Source organism: Cryobacterium zhongshanensis (genome assembly GCF_022760445.1).
Lineage (GTDB): Bacteria > Actinomycetota > Actinomycetes > Actinomycetales > Microbacteriaceae > Cryobacterium > Cryobacterium algoricola.
Window position 1 is genome coordinate 71,582 of record NZ_JALGAR010000007.1, and the last position, 21,732, is coordinate 93,313.

The following is a 21,732-nucleotide window of genomic DNA, read 5'->3' on the forward strand; positions in this document are numbered from 1 at the left end:
TGTCGCAGGCATCCGCTGCCGGACGCGGAACCGGACGGGCGGGCCGGAGTGGTGACCTGCGCGGTCAGCGGTGCAGCGCGGGCACGATCAGGTAGACGCCGTAGAGCACGGCCCCGACGCACAGCACGAAGCAGGCATACGCTCCGACGAGCGCGAGGCGCTTCTGGAAGACGGTCAGCGGGTTCGCCGTCGCCGACTTGCGCTGCCGCTTGGCCTCTTTCGCGGCCCGCTTGGGCGTGAGCACCGTGATCGCACCGGTGAAGGACGCCGGATCCACCACGAGGGCCCGGCCGGAACTCGTCAGCAGCCGGAGTCCGAGGGAGTAGAGGCTCACGACGAGGGTCGACGCCAGGAGCGAGGCCCCTGCGACGACGAAGAATGCGCCCCAGTCGATCACAGGGATACCTTCTTCCGGTCGCGGCGCGCGATGCGCCGGGGCGTCTTCTTGATGTTGACGACGAGGGCGGCGTCGTCGATGTCGTGCAGGTTGTCATGGGTGATGCGGGTGCGCCGCGACTGGCGGAACAGCAGGGCGACGATGACCGAGCCGAGGACGAGGTCGATGACGAGCCCGATCGGCCCGAGCAGGGTGAAGCCGGCGGCGAACGCGCCCATCACCGCGGAAGCCGGCAGGGTCAGCAGCCAGCCGAGCGCGATCTGGCCGGCCATGCCCCAGCGCACGGTCGCGCCGCGGCGGCCGAGGCCGGAACCGATGACGGAGCCGGAGGCGACCTGGGTGGTCGACAGCGCGAAGCCGAGGTGGCTGGAGGCGAGGATGGTCGCGGCCGTGCTCGTCTCCGCCGCGAAGCCCTGGGCCGGCTTGACGTCGGTGAGGCCCCTGCCCATCGTGAGGATGATCCGCCAGCCGCCGGTGTACGTTCCGATCGCGATCGCGAGCGCGCACGTGCAGATGACCCACCACTGCGGTCCGCTGCCCACGGCCTGGAATCCGCCGGCGATGAGGGTCAGGGTGATCACGCCCATCGTCTTCTGGGCGTCGTTGGTGCCGTGGGCGAGGGCGACGAGAGAGGACGAGAAGATCTGCGCGTAGCGGAAGCCGCCCCGGCCGTCCGCCTTGCCGGCGTCCCGGCGCGTGATGAAGTACGCGAGCCTGGTCGCGATGAGCGCGACGACGCCGACCGTGACCGGTGCGATCAGGGCGGGCAGGATCACCTTGGCGAAGACGACGCTGAAGTCGACGGACTGGACGCCGATCCCGATGATGGCCGCACCGATCAGGCCGCCGAAGAGGGCGTGGCTCGAGCTCGAGGGCAGGCCGCGGAGCCAGGTGATCAGGTTCCAGACGATCGCGCCGATGAGTCCGGCGAAGATGATCTGCGGCGTGATCTGGACCCCGCCGTTGCCCTCCCGGATGATGCCGCCCGACACGGTCTTCGCGACCTCGGTGGAGAGGAACGCGCCGACGAGGTTGAGCACCGCGGCAAGGCCGACGGCGACCTTGGGGCGCATCGCCCCGGTCGCGATGGGCGTCGCCATCGCGTTCGCGGTGTCGTGGAAGCCGTTGGTGAAGTCGAAGACGAGGGACAGCGCAATCACGAGCGCGACGATCAGGGTGAGATCCACCGGAGTCTTTCTTGTTCGGCTGCAACAGGGTGCAGCCCAATCCGCGCTGTTTCCCGGACGCCGGACGTGCAAGCGACCCTACGATCCTGACACTCCCGGGAGGTCAGGTCAATTCAGCGGGCGGTAACCACTGGTTCACCCGGCGTTCACCCGCGGGAGACGACCGTCGCGAGGTCCGCGCCGAACGTGAAGGTCTCGCGCACGGGAACGCCCGCGAGCACGCCGGGCAGCCAGTGCCTGGCGTCGTCCCACATCTCGTCGAGGGGAAGCGCGGCGACGTCGAACCAGACCGGGTTGAGTTCGTTCGACTCCCGCGGGGTGCCGCTCCAGTCGCTGCACACGAACACGGACGATTCCTGGCTCCACGCCTCCCGGTGCGGGAACAGGTAGGTCAGCACGCCGAGGGCGGTGAGAGCGGATGCCGCGACGGTGAGTCCGGACTCCTCTTCGATTTCGCGCACCGCGGCATCCACCGCGGTTTCGCCGGGTTCGAGCTTGCCGCCGAGGCCGACGATGTTGCCGAGACCGAGGCCCTTCTTCTTGCGGCCGAGGAGCACCTGGGTGCCGCCACCATTCGTTTCGCGGGTGAGGTAGCACACGCACACCTGGGGCAGGGTCATGGTCCCAGCTTAACGGCGGGGTTTGTTAGGCTGCGCCTATGAATTTCGTTCCCGAGTCGGGCACCATCACCATGTTCACGACCAACTGGTGCGGTTATTGCTCCCGGTTGAAGTCCCAGCTCGACAAGGCGGGCGTCGGCTACACCGAGGTCAACGTCGAAGAGGTCGACGGCACGAGCGAGCTCGTGATGAGCCTCAACGGCGGCAACCGCACCGTTCCGACCGTGCTGTTCCCCGACGGGTCGAGCGCGACCAACCCCTCGCTCGCGCAGGTCCAGGCCAAACTCGCCTGAGGCCCTGCCGGTTTCGCCGGTGGTTAACGAAATCCGGCCGGCACCGGGACTGGTGCCGGCCGGACGGGTCACACAGGTTTAGCCGAAGAGGACAGCAGCCTCGTCGTACCGGGCCTGCGGGACGGTCTTGAGGCCGATCGTGGCGTCGGCGATGCTGACGATCTCGATGTCGGTGCCCTTGAGCGAGACCATGGAGCCCCACTGGCCGGCGTGGATCGCGTCGACGGCGGCCATGCCCAGGCGGGTGGCGAGCACGCGGTCGTATGCCGACGGGGAGCCGCCGCGCTGGGTGTGGCCGAGGACGGTCGCACGGGTCTCGATGCCGGTGCGCTCTTCGACCATCGGGGCGATCATTTCGCTGATGCCGCCGAGGCGGGGACGGTTGAACGCGTCGAGGCCCTTGGTGGAGAGTGCTTCCTCCATGCCGGCGAGCTTGAAGCCCTCCGACACGACGAGCACCGGTGCGCGGCCGCGGTCGCGGACGCTGAGGACCCACTCGCAGATCTGCTCGATGGTCTGGCTCTGCTCGGGGATCAGGATGGCGTGTGCTCCGCCGGCCATGCCGGAGTGCAGGGCGATCCAGCCCACGTGGCGGCCCATGACCTCGACGATCATGCAGCGGCCGTGCGACTCGGCGGTGGTGCGGAGGCGGTCGATGGCCTCCGTGGCGATCTCGACGGCGGTGTTGAAGCCGAACGAGTAGTCGGTGGCCTCGAGGTCGTTGTCGATGGTCTTCGGTACGCCGACGATGCGGATGCCTGCATCGGTGAGACGGCGGGCCGCGGTCAGCGTGCCCTCGCCACCGATGGCGATAATGGCGTCGATGCCCTCGGCATCCATCATCTTCTGAATGTTAACGGGCCCGCCGTTCTCGCCCTCGAACGGGTTGGTGCGCGAGCTCCCCAGGATGGTGCCGCCCTGACGGGATAATCCACGCACGCTGTGGCGATCGAGGGTCATGAACTCCCCCTGCACCAACCCGCGCCAGCCATTGCGGATTCCGATGAATTCATCATCGAGAACGCGGACGCCTTTAAGAACGGAACCGCGAATAACCGCGTTCAGTCCGGGGCAGTCTCCACCGCTCGTGAGGATACCAATTTTCATCTGTGACTGCTCCTTCATGCCTAAGTCATCATGTCGGCGCCTGCACCAACCCCTAATGATGGTCCCGAATCGGGGCCAGACTCAAATCCGCGCCGGGGAGTCCGGACTACAGCTCCCCGTCGAGCGCCTGCGTGAGCAGGTAGACGAGCGCGCTGGCCTGGATCGAGTCCTCGGACGAGACCTCACCCTCGACGCCGTCGAGTGCGCGGGCGGCGAGACCCTGCTTGCTGCCGATGAGTTCCGCGATGCGGGCGTCGATCGTGTGCGCCGCGATGATCCGCCAGGCCGTGACCGGCTCCGACTGGCCGATGCGGTGCACCCGGTCGATGGCCTGGGTCTGTTCAGCGGCCGTCCAGCTGAGCTCCGCGAGCACGACGTTCGAGGCCGCCTGCAGGTTGACCCCGACGCCTGCGGCGCTGAGCGAGCAGACGACGACGGCGACTCCCGGGTCGTTGTTGAAGGAGTCGATCGCCGCCTGACGGGCGAGCGCGGTCTGGTCGCCGCGGAGGGAGACGGAGCGCATGCCGCGCTTGGCGAAGATCTGCTCCGCAGTGTCCATGACGTCGATGTGCTTGGCGAAGAACACGACCTTGCCGACCGAGTGCGCGAGCTGCACGGCGTAGTCGGCGGCGAGCCCGGCCTTGGCCTGGCCGATCTTGCGCACCATGGTGAAGACGTTCTCGCCCGTGGTCTGGCCCTTGGACTCCTCGAGCTCAGCGTGGGCGACCGCGCGGATGAACGCGGCCCGCTCCGCGCCGTCGAGGGTCGGAGCCTTCCGGCCGGGATGGCGCGCGGACACGAGGCCGTGGTACCGGGTGACGAGGCGGGCGGCGAGTTCCCGTTCGGCCTGGCGGATAGACCGCCCGAGGTCGTCGTCGAGCTCGACGGGCAGGTCGGCGATGCGCTTGGCGGGCAGGTCCGCCGCGACGTCGACCTTGCGGCGGCGCACGATGCCCATGTCGATGACGGCGGCCCTGGCTTCGGAGTAGAAGCCGGCATCCGCCGGGGTGAGGCCGGTGGCCTCGAGCCGGGCCATCAGCTTCGCGGTCGGCTTGTCGCCGTCGATCCAGCCGAGGAACTGCCAGATGGCGCGGAAGTCGTCGACGTCGTTGATCAGCGGGGTGCCGGTCAGGGCCATCAGGAGCGGGTTGCCGCCGGGGGTGCGGCGGCGGATCTGCTCGGCGAGGGCGAGCACGTGGCGGGAGCGCTGCGACTGCAGGTTCTTGATGAAGTGCGCCTCGTCGACGACCATGCCCTTGAAGCCGAGGGTTCCGAGCCAGGCCCGGTGCCGGTCGAGCACGTCGTAGTTCACGATGACGACGTCGGCGAAGGCGTCGAGGGTGTCTCCGTCGCCGTGGATGACGGTCGCCCGGCGCTGCGGCGTCCACATCTCGACCTCGCGCACCCAGTTCATCTTGACGACGTTGGGCACGATGGCGAGCAGCGGGTATGCGCCGGCGACGGACGCCGCGAGCAGGCTCTGCGCGGTCTTGCCGAGCCCCGGCTCGTCGGCGAGCAGGTAACTGCGGTGGCCGAGCCGTGCGCTCTCGATGAAGCGGGCCTGGTGACGCATGAGTTCCATGCCGGGCGGGGAGAGCCGGTCGATGACGGGCGCCTCGGGCAGGTCCATGCTCGCGGCCTGGCCGCCGGAGCCGTATTCGAAGGACTTGAAGAGCGGGCCGATCAGTTCCCAGTTCGCGAGCCGGCGACCCGAGATGACGGGGGCGGCCTGGACGGCGCTGAAATCGGGGGCGAGGAAGGGGTTGGCGAGCTGGCGCGCCCGCACGGACTGCGGGACGACCTGGTTCTCCGGCTCCTCGGGCTTGACCTCCGGTTCGCGGGTGATGATCAGTTCGTCCGGGCTCAGGTCCGCCCCGGATTCGAGGAGCCAGTCGCGGCGGAAGCGCTGCGCGACGGTCGAGACGCCGGCGTCGGGTTCGAGCAGGGTGATCAGGCTCGTGTCGCGGGCCGCGGTCTTCGCGAGGATCTGCGCGATGCCGTCGAGGCGTTTGAGCAGCTCTGCCCGGTTCGCGTCGGTCAGCTCGCGGTCGCCCTTGACCCTGGCGCGTTCCTCGCGCATCAGGAGCGCGATGACCTGGTACTTCGTGCGGTTCGTCGGCCCGAGCTTGGTGCCGGACTGGGCCTTCGCTTCGACCTCCCGCACCTTGCGCGCGAGGATCGGGATGATCGGGGCGTCGTCGTCCCTGGAGCGTGCGCGCTGCCTGGCGCGGCCTCCGGCCGGGGCATGGTTGTTCGAGCCTGGGGCCTGGTGGCGGGTGTATGCCATTCTTCTCCAACTTCACAGCGGCTGTGGCAGCGTGATCCACGCGCGACGTCGTGCGGCATCCGTGGACACCAGAGCGATCAATCGAAAGAACCGGGCCGAGCCAACGAAACGATTGTGCTGCAGACCGCTTCGGTACTACACCGGGGAGGTCGAGACGACGACCGGGTTTCGACGCACCTGTAGTCTACGCCCGCGCATCCGCCCGATGACACACCCCGTCGGCCGGTCAGTGCACGGGAACCTTGACCCGCACCCCGACGACGATGAACAGCAGTGCTGCGACGTACTGGGCGGCGACCCAGCCTTGCCCGTGCAGCTCGATCACGAAGATCGGGTTCCACAGCACGGCGACGGGGCCGAGGCCGATCAGCCACCACCACGCCGTCCCCTGCACGGCGAAGACGCAGAGGATGAGCGCGAGGATGCTGACGGCGTACCGGATGATGATGAAACTGTCGGCGTCGATCAGGGCGAGACCAGCGAGCAGGGCGATGGCGCCGAGCAGGCCTGGCGCGAGCGCCGACCGGGAGAAGGTGGGTGCGACCGGGGTGCCCATCAGACGCCCCCTCCGCCGCCGCCGCCGCCTCCGCCGCCGACGGACCCTCCGCCACCGAACCCCGAACTCGAGGAGCTCGACGCGGTGCCCGACCACGCCGCGGTCGTCGAACTCGCGAAGCCACTCAGGCTCGCCGCGAAGAATCCGGCATTGAACGCGCCGGTGCCGTAGTACCAGTCCGGCTGGGACCTGCTCTGGGCGTAGTACTCACCGAGCACGGCCGACCAGTCCTTCTCCTGCCCGAACAGCACGGCGAACGGCAGCAGCCGCTCGTAGAGCTTGAGCACCTGCATCGGCTGACCGGGGTCGACCCCCGCCTCCTGGCTCCCGGGCTCCGGGCGGTACGGCGAGCGCAGCGCGCCCTGGGGGCTCTGCAGCACCCGCAACCGGTCGGTTTCGGCGACACCGATGTACAACCTGACTCCTTCGAGGTAGTCGCGCAGTTCCGCCCCTGCCGCGGTGAGCGGGCGGATGCTCGACGCGAGTGACACGGTCGTGATCGCGCCGAGCAGCCCGACGAGGAGGACCAGGAACGGCCACGCCCCGCCGATCTCGAGGGCGAGCCCGACGACGCCGCCGAGAACGGCGACGAGGCCGCCGACGACGGAGAGGCCGAGCAGCGCGGAACGCAGGGACCCGCCCTTCTTCTCGCGGAACCCGGCGGGAATGGCAGCCCGGCGGGTCGCCCGCAGCTCGCCCTGCAACGCGGTCGTGAGGCTCGTGCTTTTCTTCTTGAGGTCGCGCTGGGTTCCGGGCTTGAGCCCGGGGAAGAGATGGCCGAGCACGGAGAGCTCCGCCTTGTCGACGCCCCGGGTGTCGCGCAGTTCGAGCAGGAAGTGCTTGGGGCCGGACCCTTCGATCACCCGGACGTTCCCGCGCACGGCGAACTGGAGGAACTGGGCGGTCATGGCCTTGGTGCTCGTGCGGGTCACTTCGCCGGCCTGGAGCAGGTTGACGCCCTTCGGCGGCAGGTATTCTGCGATGATCGTCGGCCGGCCGGGGGCGTTGCGCCAGCGGGTCGCGCGCGCGACGATCGCGAGGGCGGCACAGACGAGCGCGAGGACGGCGCCGGCGAGGCCGACGGCGGGGAACGGGTTCGCGAAGAAGGAATTGTCCCTCGGCACGAAGGTGCCCGGCGTGAAGCCGACGACGAGGGTGAGCCCCTGATGGGCGGCGAGACTGCCGCTGCTCGCGGTGATCCGGGTTCCGGTCGTCGTTGCCGCGCTCGTGTCGGTGCTGATCTCGGAGCAGTCCGTCGAGGACGACGCCGAACCCTGGATGCACCGGGCCTGGCCGGTCAGCCGGTCCGTCAGCGCCGGGTCGACCGTGAGCGTGGCGGAGACGGAGCCGAAGGGCTGGGCCCAGCCGGTGCCGTTGACCTCCCAGTAGAATTCCTCGTCCTGGGCGTCGGACGGCACCAGGGTCACGTCGCGCTGCGTGTAGGTGATCACATAGGTCTGCACGCCGTGCACGTAGCCGTCTGCCGCGCTCGTCACGATGAAGAAGTCGCCGTCGTCACTGTCGCCCGTTTCGCTCGGCCGCGGGGCGCCGTTCTCGTCGGTGACGCTCACGAGGTCGATCCCGGTCGGATGCCCGTCGTAGTGGGTCGGGATCGACCGGCGGATGCCGTGGTTCTGATCGAAGTCCGGGAACCGGGCCACGATGGTCTCCGTTGTCGTCAGCGCGGAATGCCCGTCCGCTGAGCGGCTGAGCACGAAGTCGGAGTGCATCGAATCGAAGCTGAAGTCGTCGACGCCGCCGGACACGGAGACGGCCGGTGGCGCGAGGTCCACCGCCGCGACGGCCGCGGCGGGTACCGACAGGGTGAAGAGGGCGAACGCGCCCAGGATCGTGACGAACAGGGATCGAGCCAATCGGCGCATGCCCCCACTCTAGCGAGCCGGAACGGACCCACTCGTCGCTTCGGCCGTCGCCGTGATGCGGTTGGCCATTCCGCTGAAGATGACGCCGTGGAACGGGAGGATCGAGAACCAGTAGAGCCGGCCGCCGAGGCCGCGCGGGAAGAACACGGCACGCTGCCGGTAGACGGAGCCGCCGTCCGGGTCCGGTTCGGCGGTCATCTCGAGCCAGGCCTTGCCGGGGACCCGCATTTCGGCCCGGAGCCGGAGGAAGCGGCCGCGTTCGAGGCTCTCCACCCGCCAGAAGTCGAGCACGTCGCCGGTGTGGAGGCGCTCGGCGTCACGCCGGCCACGGCGGAGCCCGACGCCGCCGACGAGCTTGTCCGCCCAGCCGCGCACGGCCCAGGCGAGCGGGAAGGAGTACCAGCCGTTGTCGCCGCCGATGCCCTCGATGATGCGCCAGAGTTCGGCGGGCGCCGCGGGGGTGTGCTTCGTCCGGAGGTCGGTGTAGACGAGGTGCCCCGCCCATTCCGGGTCGCTCGGCAGCGGGTTGCTGCTCGCCCCCTCGATCGAGGCGTTCCGCCAGCTGGTCTCGACGTCGCCGTCGCGCATCCGCCCGAGCGCGAGCCGCACGGCCATGCGATAGCTGGTCAGGCCGCCGTCGGGTACGGGGATGTAGCCGTCGATGTCGTGCTCGCCCATCACGCAGTCGTTCTGCAGGGAGGCGATGATCGGAACGGCGAGGTTGCGCGGGATGGGGGTGACGAGGTTGACCCACTGCGAGGCGAGCCACGGGGTCAGCACCGGAAGGGCGGCGATCGGGCGCTGGCGGAGGCCGGCCTCGAGGGCGTAGCCGTTCATCATCTGCCCGTAGCGGAGCACATCGGGACCGCCGATGTCGAAGGTGCGGCTGACGGAGTCCGGCAGGTCCGCCGCGGCGACGAGGTAGTAGAGCACGTCGCGCACGGCGATCGGCTGGATCTTGTTCCGCACCCACTTCGGTGCGGGCATGTACGGCAGCACATCGGTCAGGTGCCGGATCATCTCGAAGGACGTCGAACCGCTCCCGATCACGACGCCGGCCTGCAGGGCGGCGGTCGGCACGCCGGAGGCGATCAGGATCCGCCCGACCTCGGCCCGGGAGCGCAGGTGCCGGGAGAGGGTCTCGGTGTCCGGGTGCAGCCCGCCGAGGTAGACGATCCGGGACACGCCCGCAGCTGCGGCCGCCGCCGCCACCGTCCGGGCGGCCCGGGCCTCCGCCTGCTCGAAGTCGCCCGAGCTGCCCATCGCGTGCACGAGGTAGTAGAGGACGTCGATCCCGGCACACGCCGCGTCCACGGCGTCGGCGTCGGAGAGGTCGCCGACCCGGATGTCCACCCGATCCCGCCAGGGGACGTCGGTGAGCTTCTGCGGCGAGCGCACGAGCACGGTCACCTCGAATCCGGCGTCGAGGAGGAGCGGAACGAGCCGTCCGCCGATGTAGCCGGTCGCGCCGGTCACGAGAGCTCGTCTGGCAGTCATGGACACGAGCCTAGGGCGAATGCCGTCGCCGAGACTGGGAGCCTGCCGGGCCTGTGCTGCCGGGCCTGTGGATGAATCGCTCGCGCTCCGGAGGATTCCGGCAGGATCGGCGCATGACTCTGCGACTCGACCCCCGGTATCCCCTCGTCTGGCGCTCACCGGACACCATCCAGCTCGGCGTGGACCACCCGGTGCTCCGGGTCCGGGTGCCCGGCCCCGGCCTCGAAGGCGTCATCGACGCGCTCCGCTCCGGGGTGCCCCGCGCCGGGGCCGTCATGCTCGGCAGCAGGGGCGGCGCGACGGCGGAGTCCGTGCACGCCCTGCTCGCCGAGCTCCGCCCGGTCTTGCTCGACGACCGCAGGCCGGCAGTCTCGCCGGCCCGGCCCCGGCGCTGGGTGTCGGTCGACGGTCGCGGCACCACGGCCGCGCGGCTGCGTGCCTTCCTCGACGATCTCGGGCTCGAGGCCCACGACCTCGACGACGACGGCGGCACCGGCGATGTCCTTCCCGGCGCAGAGGCGGATGCCGCGGCGCCGGCGACGACGCAGCTCGCGGTGATCATCGGCCGGTTCGCGATCGAGCCGGCGCGCTACCGGCGCTGGCTGAACCGGGACGTGCCGCACCTGCCCGTCGTGTTCGGAGACCGCGAGGTGCGGATCGGCCCGCTCGTGGAGCCGGGTCGGGGCCCGTGCCTGTTCTGCCTCGAGCAGGCGAGGGTCGATGCCGACCCGGCCTGGCCTGCGATGGCGAGCCAGCTGACCCACCGGCCTGCGCCGACGGAGTCACCGCGTCGCGGCCTCGAGGTCGCCGTCCGGGTCGCCGGAATCGTGCAGGACCGGGTGCTGTCGGGTCGTTCGGAGCTCGCGGGCGTCTCCCTGGCGATCGACGCCGCGAGCGGCAGGATCACGCGCCGCGCGCACCGGCCGCACGAGCGTTGCGCATGCCGAGCTCTGTCAGGAACCGCGATCGTTCCCGCGGGGCCCGTTGCTGGTGTCCGGACGCGGACCAGCTCAGTGCGAGTCGCCGGCGTGCCCGGGTGATGCCGACGTAGAGCAGCCGGCGCTCCTCGTCGATCTGCTCGAAGGTGCCCGCATAGCTGATCGGGACGAGCCCCTCTGACAGCCCCACCACGAAGACGGCGTCCCACTCGAGCCCCTTGGCCGAGTGCAGCGTCGCCAGGGTCACGGCGGAGACGGTCGGTTCGTGCTGGCCGGCCTGCCGTTCCATCAGCTCGTCGGTGAACTGGCGGAACGTCGTGCCCGGCGGGGCCTGGTCGACGAGCCCCATCAGGGCGTTGAGCGATTCCCAGCGGTCCCGCACCGCACCGGCGGCCTCCGGAGCGGTCTGGCTCCAGCCGAGCGAGCGCAGCACGTCGCTCGCCGACTTGAACAGCGGCTCGCCCACGATCGAGACGGATGCCGCGCGCAGCTGCATCACGGCCTGCTTGACCTCGGTGAGGTCGAAGAACCGCTTCGATCCGCGGATCTGGTAGCTGATCGACAGGTCGCCGAGCGCGGTCTCGAGAGCGGCGGCCTGCACGTTGACGCGGTAGAGTACCGCGATGTTCTCCGGCCGGGTTCCGGACTCGATCAGTTCGAGGATCTGCTGGGCGACTCCGCGCGCCTCGGCGAGGTCGCTCGCGTACTCGTGCACGCTCGGATCGACCCCGGGCTCCGCCGAGTGCGCCCGGAGGGTGAGCGCACCCGTGCGTCCGCGCATCAGCTGGTTCGCGGTCGTGACGATCGCCGCGGTGGACCGGTAGTTCTGTTCGAGGCGCACGACCGTCGCGTCCTCCCACCGCTTGGGGAAGTCGAGCAGGTAGTCGCTGCGGGCACCCGCGAACGAATAGATGGTCTGGCTCGCGTCGCCGACCACGCAGAGGTCCCTGCGCGGCCCGACCCAGAGGGCGAGCAGGTCGTGCTGCAACGGCGAGACGTCCTGGTATTCGTCGACGACGAAGAACCGGTACTGCTCGCGCACCTGCAGGGCGACGGACGGCTCTGACTCGATCATCCCGGCCATCGCGAGAAGGACATCCTCGAAGTCGATCTGCTTGCGCTCGTCCTTCAGTCGTTCATAGCGTTCGTGCATCGCGACGACCTGGTCGGCGTCCAGCCGGCCGGGCAGGCTCCGCCGGGCGATGCCCGCGGCATAGTCCTCGATCGAGAGCCCGGTGGTCTTCCGCCACTCGACCTCGGCGGCGAGGTCGCGCAGGGTCGCGGTGTCGAGCCGGAGCTTGAGTTGTTCGGCCGCGTGGCCGAGAAGACGGCCCTTTCCGTCGAGGATGCGCGGCGCCTGGCCGCCGACGACGTGCGGCCAGAAGTAGTTGAGCTGGGACAGCGCCGCGGCGTGGAAGGTGCGTGCCGCGACGCCGCCTGCGCCGAGCTGGCGCAGCCGGCCGCGGAGTTCCGCGGCGGCCCGCGAGGTGAAGGTGAGCGCCATCACCCGGTTCGGGGCGTACGCGCCGGTCATCACCCCGTATGCGATCCGGTGGGTGATCGCGCGGGTCTTGCCGGTTCCTGCGCCCGCGAGCATGCAGACCGGCCCGACGAGGGCCTCCGCGGCAATGCGCTGCTGGTCGTCGAGGCCGGCCAGGAGCGTCTCGGGGGTCAGCGCCATCCGGCGACCAGGTCGGGGCCGAAGTCGATCGGTCCGCCGTACCACTGCTCGATGATCGCGCGCGCGATCGAGGAGCGGCCGGGCAGGATGATGCTGTCGCCGGCCGCGGCGAGTTCGGTGCGGCTGAACCAGCGCAGGTCGAGGATCTCCTCACCGTCCGGCAGGACACCGGCCGGCTTCTGGCCGTCGGCCAGCCGGGCGGTGAAGCCGAACATGATCGAGGCGGGGAAAGGCCACGGCTGGGAGCCCAGGTAGACCGGATCGGTCACGCGCAGGCCGGACTCCTCGAACATCTCACGGATGACGGCCGCCTCGAGCGACTCCCCCGGCTCGACGAAGCCCGCGAGGAGGGAGTAGCGGTTGTCCTCCCACATGGCGTTCGAGCCGAGCAGGATGCGATCGTCGTCGTCGGTGATCAGCACGATCACGGCGGGGTCCGTGCGGGGGAAGACCTGGCTGCCGTCGACGGGGCACCGGCGGCTCCAGCCGCCGCCCTCGACCTCGGTCGCGGCGCCGCAGCGCGGGCAGTGCGCGTGCGAGGCGTGCCAGTTCGCGAGGGCGAGTGCTTCGGTGAAGAGGCCGGCGTCACGGTCGGAGAGGGCGCTCGCGACGGTGCGGAGCGGCACCCAGAGGGACTCGTCCGGTTCGAGGGTCGCGGCCCCGTCGTCGTCGAGGATCGCGGCGACCAGGCGGGTGCCTGCGGGTTCCGCGCCCTCGTCGGCGAGGGACTTGCCGAGGTAGAGCTCGATCGGGACCCGAGGGACGAGCGCGGGCGGGAACAGCCGCAGCCGGGGCCGGGGGCTTCCGTCGTTGGAATCGTATGCCGCGAGCTCGTGGGTGCCTGCGGAACCGGCCCCCGGTTCCTCGGCGAGGAGCGTGGAACCGCGCCAGAGCGGAAGGACGCGCGTTGCGGCATCCGCCCGGAGTTCGTCGAAGAGCCCCGGCCGGGCCCGGGTGAGGTGGTCCCTGTCGACGGCGTGGCGGGACAACGGCAGTCGGGCGGTGAACGTGAACGGCATGAAGACCCCTTCGGACTCTGGCGTGACTGCCGAAGTTGTGTGGAGGCGTGGCGAACGACCACACCGAGGGGAAGTCGACCTAACCTAGTAGGTATGGCCAGATCCCATCTCACTCTAGCCGCGCTCGCCACTTCAGCCGTGCCCGGTCTCGACGTCGTCCAGGCCCGCAGCCATGGCTCCAGCGGGCGCTCGTCCGGCGCGCCCGGAGCGTACGATTCCGCCGTCCTCCTGGACCGCGACGGACGCTCCCTGATCATCCGGGTGCCGCTTTCGCAGGCCGCAGAGACCGAGCAGTCCGCGGACCTCGTCGCGCTCCGCGCCCTGACCGTCGGCAATCGCAGCCGGCTGCCGTTCGACGTGCCGCAGTTCGTCGGGCAGGCCCCGCTCGGCGGGACGCGCGCCGTCGTCTACGAATTCCTGCCCGGCGACACCTTCGACGCGGACGCCCTCACCGGGCACGCCGGGGTCTCCGGGTCGATCGGCCGGGCCATCGCGGCCGTCCACGGGCTGCCGACCGCGGTGGTGAGCGATGCCGGGCTCACGCAGCGCAGCGCCCAGGACTGCCGCACCGAGGTGATCGAGCTGATCGGACGCACCGAGGCGACCGGGTATCTGCCCGCCGCCCTGCTCCGCCGCTGGGAACTGGCGACGGACGACGATGCCCTCTGGCAGTTCCTGCCCTGTGTCATCCACGGTTCCCTGTCCGCGGAGTCCTTCCTGATCGGCGAGGATTCCGTGACGGCCGTCCTCGGCTGGGCGGCGCTGAGCGTCGGCGACCCGGCGAGGGACCTGAACTGGCTGCTCGCGTCCCGCGGGGCCGCCGGCGAAGCCGCGATCGCGTCCTACGGCGGCGTACGCCAGGGCAACGACCCGCGCATCACGCAGCGGGCGATGCTCTACGCCGAGCTCGAGCTCGCGCGCTGGCTGTTGCACGGCACGGACACCCGCAACCAGGGCATCGTCGATGACGCCGTCGCGATGCTCGACGGCCTGGTCGAGAACGTGCACCACGCGACCTCGCACCCGCTGTCCCCGAAGACCGGCCCGATCCTGAACGTGTCTGAGGTCGAGAGCCTGCTCGCCGCGACCCCGTACGCCGCGGTGAAGCGTGCGCCGGCCGCCGCGATGCACACGGATGCCTACCGACTGTCCGACTTCGAGACCGGCGAATTCTCCGACGAGGCCGACACGACCGGTGCGATCGACATCGTCGGCGACGGCGGGGACACCGGCGCCGACTCCGGTTCGGGCACTGACGTGCGGGACACGACCGCGGACCACGCCGCCACGAGGTCCGCCTCGGAGTAGAGCCGCTCGGGGGCGACCACGGTGTCGTCGGCGACGAAGTAGAACACCGCGTCGACCGTCTCGGGGTCGATGCCCTTCCAGCTCGCGTATGCGAGCCGGTAGAGCGCGAGCTGGGTCTGCTTGAGTTCGAGGTCCGCGGCGTTCTTCGGCGCCCGGCCGGTCTTCCAGTCGACGACCTGGTAGCCGGACTCGGTGCGGTACACCGCGTCGAGCTTGCAGATGAAGACCTGCCCGGCGAGCACGTAGTGGATCTCGATCTCGACCTCCTCCGGCTTGAGGCCGGCCCAGGGCGACCGTTCGAAGGTGGTCTGGAGGCGTTCGAGCTGGGCCTGCTCGAGCGGCTGGTTCTGGTCGAGGTCGAGGTCGAACGCGTCGGCATCCGTGTCGTCGTCGGATTCGAAGAGCCCGGCGTCGATCCGGTCCCCGCCGAGGAGGCCGCCGGCCCTCCGCTCGACCCAGGAATGGAAGAGGGTGCCGAGCCGGGTGGCCCGGTACGGCCGTTCGGGCATCGGGCGGCGCACCTGCGCGGCGACCCGGTCGGGGTCGTCGACGTAGTCCTTGAACCGCGACGCGGGGATGCGGGCGGGCAGCGGGGCGACCGTGCCCGCGCCCAGGCGGAGCGCGCGTTCCTCGAGCAACAGGGTCACCACGTGGGACCAGCGCGTCTCTCGGGCCGGGGCGTCCGGATCGTTCGCGGCGGCGCGCACCCCGGCGGCGGCCGCTTCGACGACGGCCCGGCGGGTGCCGAGAGGGTCGAAGGGCCAGGCCGGGGTGAGGCCGTCCTCCGGGGCAGGCTTCTCGTCGAAGGCGCTCGCCTCGGGCAGGGCATCGATGAGGCCGGCCTCGGCGAGCTCGACGAGGTACCGGCTCGGGGCGCGCACGGTCGAGCCGGATCCCCAGAACGAGCCGGTCAGCAGGAGTTCGTGCCTGGCCCGGGTGGTGGCGACGTAGATCAGCCGGCGTTCCTCGTCGTCGTGCCGGTCGGCGAGCTCCGCCTTGTATGCCTGGAAGGCGAGGTCGTAGGACAGCTGGCTGTCGTGGCCGGTCCAGTCCAGCTCGGGCAGCTCGGCGTGGTCGCCGCGGAACGGGTACGGCAGCTCGCCGAAGCGGATCCAGCCGGTGACCTCGCGGGCTGGGGCCGGCAGGCTCTTGTCCGTGAGGTTCGGGATGGCGACGTAGTCCCACTCGAGACCCTTGGCGCCGTGGATGGTGAGGAGTTGAACGGTGCCCTGTTCGGCCACTTCGGCGCGCGGCCCCATGTCGTCGGCGAGCTCCGCCCGGCCGAGCCAGCGCAGGAAACTCGCCGCGGTGCCGAGCTCGTCGCTCGCGAGGAAGTCGGAGATCGTGTCGTGGAAGGCGTAGAGGTTCGCGAGGCCGAGGCTGTTGTTCTCGTTCGCGACGAGTTCGACGTCGAGGAGGAGTTCCTGTTCGACGAGGCGCACGAAGTCGAGCAGCGGAAGACCGGCCCGGGAGCGCAACCAGGCCAGGAGCCTGCCTGCCGCCCGGAGCCGTTCCCGGCCGACGTCGGTGAAGCCGGCGAGCTGGCCGTGGCCGGGCGGCGCCGCCGCGACGAAGTCGAGGGCGTCGACGAGGGACGCCCCTTCGTCGTCGGCGACGGACGCCCGGAGCTTCTCGGTGAGCTCCCGGCTGACGGCCTTCTGGGCCCAGTCGTGGGCGGCGAGCCAGCGTGAGACGGCGGCGAGGTGCTGCAGGTCGCGCGGTCCGACCCGGAACCGGGCACCGCTCAGCAACCGGACGAGCTCGCTTCCCGCCGAGGGATCGTGCACGACCCGGAGCACGCTGACGACGTCGGTGACCTCCGGGGTGGAGAGCAGCCCGCCGAGGCCGAGGACGTGGGCCCTGACGCCGTTCGCGCGGAGTACGCCGGCGAAAAAGTCCATGTCGCGCCGGGCACGGAAGAGGATGGCGCCGGACTTGTCGCTGCCGGACCCGAGCCGCCCGGCGAACCAGTGGGCGACGGTCTGGGCTTCGTCGGTGGCTGTTTCGGCGAGGTGCGCGGAGACGGCGCCGGGCCGGGTGCCGTCCGGTACCTTGAGCGTCTCGACCTGGATGCCGTCCGTCCGGCGGCGGAGGGCCTCGCTGAGCGGGGCGACGAGGGTGTTCGCGGCGTCGAGCACCGAGCGGGGGTTCCGCCAGGTGAAGGAGAGCGACATCGAGGGGGTGACCCGGTGCTCCGAACGGGCGTCCGGGTCGAAGTCGGCGGAGAAGGCGAGCAGGTTCGCGGAGCTCGCGCCGCGCCAGCCGTAGATGGACTGGTGCGGGTCGCCGACGGCCATCACCGGGTGCCTCGCGAAGAGGGTGTGCAGGAGTTCGGTCTGGAGCACGGAGGTGTCCTGGTATTCGTCGAGCAGCACGACCCGGTACTGGTCGCGGTACCCGGCGACCACCCGCGGAACCCGCTGGCTCACCTGCAGGGCGAGGGCGACCTGGTCGGAGAATTCGATCAGGCCGAGCCGGCGCTTCTCCCGGTCGTACCAGCCGGCGAGTTCGGCGAGCACGGGCAGCGGCCCGACCGCGGCGAGCGAGTCGACGACGGAGGTGTACGGGACCTTCTTGCGCGGGTTGCCGTACGGAAGGTCTTCGAGGTAGGCGAAGCCGGCGGCGAGGCCGGCCAGATCGTGCCCGGGGCGGTCGGGAGCGTCCGCGCCTGGCGCGCCCGTCGCCAGGCCGATCGTGAGGTTCGGCGGGTTCTCGGCGAGCAGACGACTGAACCGGAGCACGGCATCCGTCACGGCGTCGAGGCTCTTGCCCCAGGGCACCAGCCTGCGGTCGCCGTGCTCGATCACGACGCGGCGGGCGAGGAGCCAGGCGCTCGTCTCGGTGAGCAGCACGGACTCGGGTTCGCGGCCGAGCAGGAGGGCGTTGTCGGTGAAGAGCCGGCTCGCGAACGAGTTGTACGTCGACACGGTCGGGGTGTTGAACAGGCCGGAGTCGACGAGCTCGCCGGTGGCCTCCGCGCCAACCGCCGGGGTGGGCGCCGGCAGCAGCCCCTGCGCGTCGAGCTGGGCGATGCGGTCGCCGATGCGCTCGGCGAGTTCGCCGGCCGCCTTGCGGGTGAAGGTGAGCCCGAGGATCTGGTCCGGGCGGGCAAGGCCGTTTGCGAGCAGCCAAAGCACCCGGTTGGCCATGGTCTCGGTCTTGCCGCTGCCGGCGCCTGCCACGACGAGGGTCGGCGCGAGCGGGGCCTCGATCACGGCCCGCTGTTCCGGGGTCGGCGGGAACATGCCGAGCGTTGCGGCGATCTCGAGGGCGCTGACCGGGTGGTGCGGACGGTTCGGATCCTGGGGCACGGGCGTTCCGTTCTGGCTCACGAGCTGACCTGCCCGATGATGTGGATGCGGCAGGCTCCGTGCGAGCGCGGGTCGAGGCAGTGCGTCGCGAGCTCGGCGACGAAGGTCGCTCCGCCCATGAGCGCCGCGTCGGCGCCGACCCTGGTGCGGAAGGCGAGGAGCTGCTCCGCGGTGAAGGTGGCCTGGGTGGGGTTGCGGTAGTTCTGTTTGACGGTGCCGGAGGAGACGATCACGAGGCGGGCGCCCGCGAGCGGGGTCCCCGCGGGGACGCCCTCGATCCGGTCCTCCTGGAAGGCGAGCTGGTAGGCGCCGAGCTGCGGGTGGTCTGCGACGCCCGCGTCGCTCACGGGGTCTCCCCGCCCGGTCTTGAGGTCCACGATGACGGCGCTGCCATCAGCGAGGCGCTCGACCCGGTCGACGGTGCCGGTGAGCCAGGCGCCGTCGACGTCGAAGCCGAAGCTGCCCTCCGCGCTCAGGAGTTCGCCGCCGGCCTGTTCGAAGTCGAGCAGGTAGGAGGCGAGCCGGTCGGTGAGGTTTCGCGCGTCGGCGCGCTGCACCTCGGACTGCCACTCCGCGTCGAAGCGGAGCTCTCCCCAGCGTTCGTCGACCGCCTGCCACAGTGCTTCGGGGCGGCGGTCCGTCGACTCCTCCATCACCGCGTGGATGATCGTGCCGAGGTTCGCGGCCGTGTTGGAGCTGCCGCCGCCGAGCCGGCCGATCGCCCAATGCAGCGGGCACGTCTCGACGGCGGCCATCTTCGACGGGGAGACCCGCACGGGCTCGTCGCCGGCCGCCGGGTCGTTGAGGGGCTGCACCGTGCTGGGCTCGGCGAGGCCGTACCACTGGCCGGGGTCCGCACCGGGCACGGATGCCGCGGCGAGCCGCGCGAGGGTCGCCGCGGCATCCGTTGCGCGTCCCGACCAGTCCGGGTGCTCGGACGGGGAACCCGTCGGTACGCCCCTGGTGAGGTCGCGACGCAACCGGCCGACGAGGCCGCGGAGCGACACCGGATAGCGTCCGGCGGGGTCGGTACCGTCAGCCCCCGCCGCCGGGGTCGGCCGTGGCAGCAACTTGAGGAACACCGACGGTTCGTTCTCCTCGTTGTCGACGGCCGTGACGAGGAGTTCGGTGCGGGCCCGGCTCGCGGCCTGGGCGAACATCCGCAGCTCGTCGTGCAGGACCTCGGTGCGCGCGTCGCCGCCGCGGGGGTCGCGTCCGGAGGCGAGCGCGGCGAGGTCGCCCGCACCGAGCAGCGAGCCGCGGATGCGTAGGTCCGGCCAGACGTTCTGCTGCACGTTCGCGATCACGACGAGGTCGAACTCACGGCCGATCAGCCCGTTCGGGGTCGAGACGGTGACGGCGTCACCGAGGGCGCGCGGGGCGAGGGTGTCCTCGGGGACGTCGGTGTCGACGAGGTGTTCGAGGAAGAGCACCGGCGGCGCCGCCGGGGTGCGTTCGACGTAGCGCTGTGCCGCGGAGAACAGGGCCACGACGGCGTCGAGGTTGTGGTTGGCCTCGTCGGCGATGATGCCGATCCCTGCGGACTGCTCGAGCCATTCCCTGGCCAGGCCGCTGCGCTGCCAGAGGCCCCAGAGCAATTCCTCGATCGTGGCGCCCGCCTCATATTCGACGGCTGCCGTGAGCAGGCTCTCCGCGCAGCTCGCCGCGCGGCGGGCGGTGCGGTTGTCGATCGTGGACAGCAGCGATGGCGTCGCGAAGACGGCGGCGAGGAGCTCGTCGGCCGTGCGGGTGCCGGCGGTGCGGGTGCCCGCGGTGCCCGCTCTGCTCGCGGTCGCGCCGGGTTCCGGTTGACCGGACTCGTGATCGCCGCGCTCCGGTTCGCTCAGTTCCGGTTCGCTCAGTTCCTGTTGACGCAGGGCAGCACGCAGGCGGCGCAGGGTGATCGGGTCGAGGCCGCCGAGCGGGCCGCGCAGGAGTTCGGTCGCCGCTTCGGCGTCGAGCGGACGGCGGCCGAGGGTGACCTCGAGGGCGAGAATGAACGCCCGCACCGCCCACTCGTCGCGGAGCGCGGTCTGGGCGGAGGGCACCTGGGTGGGCACCTCGAGGGCAGCGAGGCCACGGGCGAGTGCCGGAATGGCCGAACCGCTCCGGGCGATCACGGCCATGCGTCCCCAGGGCAGGCCGTCGAGCACGTGCCGTTCCCTCAGCCGACCGGCGATGAGTGCGAGCTGGTCTGCCGGGCTCGCGGCGAGGAGGGTCTCGACGGAAGCGGCGGCGGGCGCCCCGGCGTCGGATCCGGCGGCACCGGCAACGACGGCATCGTCGGCATCGGCAACGACGGAACCGGGCTCGTCGGCGCCTGTCGTGTGGGTGCCTGTCGTGTGGGTGCCTGTCGTGCGGGTGCCTGTCGTGTGGGTGCCTGTCGTGCGGGTGCCTGTCGTGCGGGTGCCTGTCGTGCGGGTGCCTGTCGTGTCGGCGCCCGTCTCGACTGCACCGGTCCCGACGGCGCCCGTCGCGGCGCTGCCGGTCTCAGCGGCGCCGCGCTCGTCGCCGCCTGTCCCGTCGCCGCCTGTCTCGTCGGCAGGGGCACCGACGGACGCGGCGCGGCGCTGGGTGCCCGCCGACGCCGTCCCGATCCGGTGGGTGATCTCCCGGACGACGCCGCGGATGCCGGGCCCATGCCGGTACACGGTGTCGAGGACGAGGGTCGTGACGAGCGGTGCACCAGGGGCCAGGTAGGAGGAGAGCCGGCCGAGGGCATCCGCGTGGGCGCCGTTGAAGGAGCCCGTCGTGATGTCGGGGTCTCCTGCCGCCACGATCGCGACGCCGCGGGCGGCGAACTGGGCGAGCAGGGTGAGGGTGGCCCGGTTCAATTCCTGGGCGTCGTCGACGGCGATGAGGCGGAGGCCGGCAAGGGTGCCGAGGGTCGCAGCGCCCGCGGCCCCTGGCGCTGCGGCGGCGACGACGGCCGCAGCGAAACCGGCGAGCTCGGTGGAGTCGTACTGGCCCGGCCGGCTCTGGTCTTTGACCTCGTCGTAGCCACGGATGAAGTTCGCCGCCGCGACCCACTCCGGGCGATCGGTCGTGGTGCCGAGCTCGGCGAGGCGAGCGGGGGTGATCCCGTATTCCACGGCCCGCATCATCAGGTTGCGCAGTTCGGTGCGGAACCCGCGCAACCGGCGCACGCCGGGATCGAGGGTCGGCGGCCAGGCCGGACCGGACGGAACCGCCCCGACCGCATCGAGGGGGCCGCCGTCGTCCAGGTCGCCCTGAAGCAGTTCGGCGATGATCTGGTCCTGCTCGCCGCCGGTGAGCAGTGTGGGCGCCGGGCCGCCGGCCACAGCCTCGGCGCCGCGCACGAGTTCGAACGCGACGGAGTTCGCCGTGCGGGCGAGCGGGCCGTTGGTCGGGACGCCGAGGCGGAGGGCAAGCCGGTCACGCAGCACGGTGGCGCCCGCCCGGGTCGGCACGAGCAGGAGGACCTCCCCCGGGGCGTACCCGCGCTCGAGGACGCGTTCGGCGAGGAGCTCGATGAGGGTCGTGGTCTTCCCGGTGCCCGGTGCGCCGATGAGGGCGGACGAGACCCCGTCCGCCAGGCCGAGCGCCACCCGCTGGGAGTCATCGAGGGGGAAGGGGACCGCGGAAACAGCGCGGGAGAGGGTCGGGATTCCGGGGCTGGTCACGTTT

Annotated in this window: 13 protein-coding genes and 1 pseudogene; 2 read left to right on the forward strand and 12 right to left on the reverse strand. The window is 71.1% G+C overall.

Features of this window, described 5'->3' with window-relative positions; translation table 11 throughout:
• Nucleotides 1–64 precede the first annotated feature (64 nt).
• From MQH31_RS18735 to MQH31_RS18745, 3 genes are all read right to left on the reverse strand, one after another.
• On the reverse strand, nt 65–397 hold the full coding sequence (locus MQH31_RS18735; protein ID WP_243013319.1) for a peptidase: 333 nt from the start codon (nt 395–397) through the stop codon (nt 65–67).
• Nucleotides 394–1,584 (reverse strand): inorganic phosphate transporter, encoded by a 1,191-nt coding sequence (locus MQH31_RS18740; protein ID WP_134535571.1) that lies wholly within the window; start codon nt 1,582–1,584, stop codon nt 394–396. Before MQH31_RS18740 ends, MQH31_RS18735 begins: the two co-directional genes overlap by 4 nt.
• A gap of 146 nt (nt 1,585–1,730) precedes the next feature.
• Nucleotides 1,731–2,204: an 8-oxo-dGTP diphosphatase gene (locus tag MQH31_RS18745; RefSeq protein ID WP_134535570.1), complete on the reverse strand. Its 474-nt coding sequence runs from the start codon at nt 2,202–2,204 to the stop codon at nt 1,731–1,733.
• 38 nt (nt 2,205–2,242) lie between these two features.
• Here MQH31_RS18745 and MQH31_RS18750 point away from each other — a divergent pair, with 38 nt between their 5' ends.
• The gene (locus tag MQH31_RS18750; RefSeq protein WP_134449563.1) at nt 2,243–2,497 is read left to right on the forward strand and encodes a mycoredoxin; all 255 of its coding nucleotides are present in this window, start codon (nt 2,243–2,245) and stop codon (nt 2,495–2,497) included.
• Between the two features lie 78 nt (nt 2,498–2,575).
• Here MQH31_RS18750 and MQH31_RS18755 read toward each other — a convergent pair whose 3' ends face one another.
• From MQH31_RS18755 to nudC, 7 genes are all read right to left on the reverse strand, one after another.
• Nucleotides 2,576–3,604 carry a 6-phosphofructokinase gene (locus MQH31_RS18755; RefSeq protein ID WP_134449562.1) on the reverse strand — a complete coding sequence of 343 codons (1,029 nt, stop codon included), beginning with the start codon at nt 3,602–3,604 and terminating at the stop codon, nt 2,576–2,578.
• 106 nt (nt 3,605–3,710) lie between these two features.
• A complete protein-coding gene (locus MQH31_RS18760; protein ID WP_134535569.1) occupies nt 3,711–5,891 on the reverse strand; it encodes a DEAD/DEAH box helicase in 2,181 nt (726 codons plus the stop codon).
• A 226-nt stretch (nt 5,892–6,117) separates the two neighbouring features.
• Complete coding sequence (locus MQH31_RS18765; RefSeq protein WP_243013320.1) at nt 6,118–6,447, reverse strand: DUF6804 family protein; 330 nt, start codon at nt 6,445–6,447, stop codon at nt 6,118–6,120.
• On the reverse strand, nt 6,447–8,330 hold the full coding sequence (locus MQH31_RS18770; RefSeq protein WP_243013321.1) for a DUF2207 domain-containing protein: 1,884 nt from the start codon (nt 8,328–8,330) through the stop codon (nt 6,447–6,449). The genes MQH31_RS18765 and MQH31_RS18770 overlap by 1 nt, the downstream gene beginning before the upstream one ends.
• Before the next feature lie 9 nt (nt 8,331–8,339).
• On the reverse strand, nt 8,340–9,827 hold the full coding sequence (locus MQH31_RS18775) for an SDR family oxidoreductase (protein ID WP_243013322.1): 1,488 nt from the start codon (nt 9,825–9,827) through the stop codon (nt 8,340–8,342).
• Nucleotides 9,828–10,730: 903 nt separating this feature from the next.
• Nucleotides 10,731–12,446, reverse strand: a complete 1,716-nt coding sequence (locus MQH31_RS18780; protein ID WP_134535567.1) for an ATP-dependent helicase — start codon at nt 12,444–12,446, stop codon at nt 10,731–10,733.
• Nucleotides 12,437–13,465, reverse strand: coding sequence for an NAD(+) diphosphatase (gene nudC, locus MQH31_RS18785; protein WP_243013323.1), 1,029 nt, complete (start codon nt 13,463–13,465; stop codon nt 12,437–12,439). The genes MQH31_RS18780 and nudC overlap by 10 nt, the downstream gene beginning before the upstream one ends.
• Before the next feature lie 93 nt (nt 13,466–13,558).
• On the opposite strand from nudC, the pseudogene MQH31_RS18790 reads away from it, so the two are divergent.
• Nucleotides 13,559–14,299 (forward strand): annotated as a pseudogene (locus MQH31_RS18790) (phosphotransferase); the annotation flags it as partial.
• Nucleotides 14,300–14,604: 305 nt separating this feature from the next.
• Here MQH31_RS18790 and MQH31_RS18795 read toward each other — a convergent pair.
• Nucleotides 14,605–18,105, reverse strand: a complete 3,501-nt coding sequence (locus tag MQH31_RS18795; protein ID WP_243013324.1) for an ATP-dependent DNA helicase — start codon at nt 18,103–18,105, stop codon at nt 14,605–14,607.
• Nucleotides 18,102–21,728 (reverse strand): UrvD/REP family ATP-dependent DNA helicase, encoded by a 3,627-nt coding sequence (locus tag MQH31_RS18800; RefSeq protein ID WP_243013325.1) that lies wholly within the window; start codon nt 21,726–21,728, stop codon nt 18,102–18,104. The genes MQH31_RS18795 and MQH31_RS18800 overlap by 4 nt, the downstream gene beginning before the upstream one ends.
• Nucleotides 21,729–21,732: the final 4 nt, after the last annotated feature.